This window comes from Paenibacillus sp. N119s (assembly GCF_059447605.1).
This window is the reverse complement of sequence record NZ_JCAJRU010000367.1, coordinates 1-3,196: the sequence shown is the minus strand read 5'-3', so window position 1 is coordinate 3,196 and position 3,196 is coordinate 1. Positions and strand designations below refer to the sequence as shown.

Sequence of the window (3,196 nt, the reverse complement as noted above, 5' to 3'; positions counted from 1 at the left end):
AGAAAGAGCCCGGGATTATGCAGAAATCCGGGCTTTTTCGCGTTTTTTGTCTTATTGTGTAACATACTGGACACTGATCTTGTCCTGCGTTACGTTCAATTCCTTCATGACTTTATCGACAATCGTTACCGCTTGCTTCGCATCCAATTTTTCACTCAAAACTACTACTTTGTATTTATCAGCATCTTCCTCGCGGACCACCGCATTGGCAAATTGCTGCTGTAGCTCTTCCTCGATTCCGGTAATTTTAGCCTGTTTATCTTCAAGTACATGCAATTCCTTTTGCGCCTCTGCAGCTTTCTGAGGTGTACTATCATTCATTGCGGTAGTCAGCTCGTCATTTTTCTTTTGGTTTTCCACATCCCGCTCCAGCAAATAGTTGTCAATCACAGCTGCCGCTGTTGGTTGGGCTGCTTGTTCGCTGGCCACTTGGTCAAGTACCTGTTTGTCAGTTTTGGTACCAGAGGCTGCTTTATCATCACTTTTGGCTGTTGTGTCTGTCTTAGCTGCAGTTGTGTTTTGACCTGATGCAGTCGATTCAGCAGCAGGAGCGGCGGCTGTGTCTTTACCGGCTTTTGATGATTCTGTTGCTGGATCAGTTGTAGAAGCCGTGTCCTTTGTGGAAGTCCCTGCTGTTCCGTCAGTTACTTCTCCATTGGTTACCACTTCATTTACTTTCAGTCCGTTCATTTGTTCTTCTGCCTTTGACGTTGCTTCCTGGGCAGCATCCTGTTTAACCTTGCTTACCTGCTCGCTGTCTGCCACTGGCGGATTGGCCGGACTTGAGTCCTCCGTAAACAAATAATATGCAGACAGTACCACCATTAAACTCAGCATGGACACCAGCCAAACAGTTTGTCTTTTATTATTCATGTTACGTCCTCCATATTCATATGTGGTTTGCAATATTAACTTCTTTGGTTCCCAATTCCAATATTATCCTTGCTTACGCGGAACGACTGAAATTTTGTATGAAGGTACATTCAGTCCCTTCTGCACTGCGTCCACAATAAGCTGCTTCACGGTAGGATTTTCTGCCCCCATAGCTACAACAAGCACTCCCCTGACCTGCGGTTTTACTCTTTTGGTAACAATCGGGGTGTGCTGACCGCCCGATGATTCATAGGTAACAATCTCGCCATCGCGCGTATATTGGGTCGTGTGCCTTTGTCCACCATTGGCATCCGTCTCGTTATTTTCCTCCTGCATGTCTTTCACATTCCGTTGAACGATCACTTCTTCGGTAGAATCTACCGTAACCATAACATCGACGGTTCCCACGCCAACAATCTGCTCCAGCATCTGTTTCATATTGTCCTCAAATGCCTTCTCGATTCCGGCAAAGGAACTATCTTCACCTCCCGCTGTTTCTAACGAAGGCTCATTTTTCATTACGCCAGGCGGTTCTCGCCCTACGTTTTCTGGGTCGACTTTTTTCACATTAACGAATGAATTAAAGAGCATGATCGCTACACCAATAAGGCCAAGAATAAGCAACCAACGAAATGAATTGAACCTTTTCGCTCCGTCCCCCCCTCCACCCAGCCATTGCTCCAGCTTTTTCGACCATTTCCCCATTTCGGATCACCTCCTGTTACCATTTATGTGTTCCATCCTGCGGACCAATCACCTGAACATATTTACTGTCGATCCCCCATTTCTCGCGTAAAATTCCTGTTATTAAGCCAAAAGCTTTCATATCCGCAGGTTTGCCATCCTCTGTGGTGTCGTCAGGACTACGATCATCTTCTCGTGTTCCTTCATTATGATTTGAGGTTTTGGACTGCGTCGGCTCCACACGAATATTCACTGTCTTTTCAGCTACAGGCTCCACCATAACCGGCTTGATATCTGTTCCTGTTAGGTCGTCTGCATTTTTTTCTTTTTTTGTCTTCTGCTCTGCCAATTTGACCACGACTGACCGAACGCCCGTTCCAGATTCTAATCCTGTTTCTTTCTGCTGAATTTGCCCAAGGGATACCTGAACCGATTGAATGGCTAACCCTGTGTACTGCTCCAACTGACCTTTCATTTCCTTAGCTACCTCTTTGCCAGCCCATTGCATAGAGTTTTGTTCCTGCTGCTGCTTCAGCTTGTTGCCTTTAGCCAATATTTCCTCCAATGTTGGTTCCCTGGCACCTATCTCTGCCTGGCGCTGCAGATCCAATGCTCGCCCCAGAACCTCTGAGGGACTGCTGCTCAGCAAGCGCACGATCGGAGAGAGCAGTGTCAGTAAAACAAGCAGGCTGAGTACGAGTTTCACATACCTTTCCATCGATCGGCTCGGTAAGATCATATCGACAAAGGAAGCCAGCAGTACGATTAGCACCAGTTCCTTGAGCCAGCCTCCTAGCCAGGTCACGTCACTCCCTCCCTCTCGTTGAATTTGTGCATATATCACCTCATCATGACCGTCATGTTGCCTGCTGCGAGCATGACTGTAATCGCAAGGAAGGACATTAATCCCACAGCCGCCAGTGCCGCAAAAACATAAATCATACTCTTACCGATGGCATCCAGACATTCCACAATAGGCGTATCTCCCAAAGGCTGCATGATCGCTGCGGTCACTTTATAAATGAGGGCTAATGTCAGAATCTTGAGGGCAGGAAAAGCGCACAGGAACAAAATGATGATGACTCCCACAAGGCCGATGGCATTTTTAACGAGCAGTGATGCCGAAATGACCGTATCCGTCGCATCTGCCAGCGCCTTGCCTACCACCGGAACAAAGCTACCTGTAATATATTTGGCTGTGCGGATCGTTAATCCGTCAGTAACCGACGATGTTAATCCCTGTACTGAAATGACTCCTAGAAAAATAGTCAGAAGCACTCCTAGCACAGCAACTCCACCGTTCCGCAGTAAATCGGCTAACTGGGTCAGCTTGTATTTGCCCGTTAGCGAGTTGACCAAATACAGCACAGCCGAGAAGAATAGCAGCGGGAAAACAAGCGTATGAATGACTGTTCCAACCGTGTTGATCATAAATACAATCAGCGGGTGAGTCACTGAAACGGTGACGACATTCCCCATCGAAGCCAACATGGTAAAAAGCAAGGGCAACATCGCCATCATGAAGTGAATCATGCTATCAATTGCTTCTTTGGCATAACCAATCGCTACACTAAAGCTATTAATCGCTAGAATGATAATGACCATGTACACGATAGCGTAGGCAACTTTGCTGACCTGC

The 3,196-nt window shown here is 46.9% G+C and carries 4 protein-coding genes; all 4 read right to left on the bottom strand.

Features of this window, described 5'->3' with window-relative positions; translation table 11 throughout:
• Nucleotides 1-51: 51 nt before the first annotated feature.
• Entirely contained in the window at nucleotides 52-873 is an 822-nt protein-coding gene (locus AC5V8P_RS24625) for a SpoIIIAH-like family protein (RefSeq protein WP_063213571.1), read from the bottom strand.
• A gap of 63 nt (nucleotides 874-936) precedes the next feature.
• Nucleotides 937-1,578, bottom strand: coding sequence for a stage III sporulation protein AG (spoIIIAG, locus tag AC5V8P_RS24620; protein WP_064796348.1), 642 nt, complete (start codon nucleotides 1,576-1,578; stop codon nucleotides 937-939).
• A gap of 16 nt (nucleotides 1,579-1,594) precedes the next feature.
• Complete coding sequence (locus AC5V8P_RS24615) at nucleotides 1,595-2,362, bottom strand: stage III sporulation protein AF (RefSeq protein ID WP_064796347.1); 768 nt, start codon at nucleotides 2,360-2,362, stop codon at nucleotides 1,595-1,597.
• Nucleotides 2,363-2,397: 35 nt separating this feature from the next.
• A partial coding sequence (spoIIIAE, locus tag AC5V8P_RS24610) for a stage III sporulation protein AE (RefSeq protein WP_495473976.1) occupies nucleotides 2,398-3,196 on the bottom strand: 799 nt, incomplete at its 5' end.

What these genes read in the sequence shown, in the direction of transcription:
- AC5V8P_RS24625 (WP_063213571.1), bottom strand. Translation starts at nt 873, where the DNA reads ATGAATAATAAAAGACAAACTGTTTGGCTGGTGTCCATGCTGAGTTTA.
- spoIIIAG (WP_064796348.1), bottom strand. Translation starts at nt 1,578, where the DNA reads ATGGGGAAATGGTCGAAAAAGCTGGAGCAATGGCTGGGTGGAGGGGGG.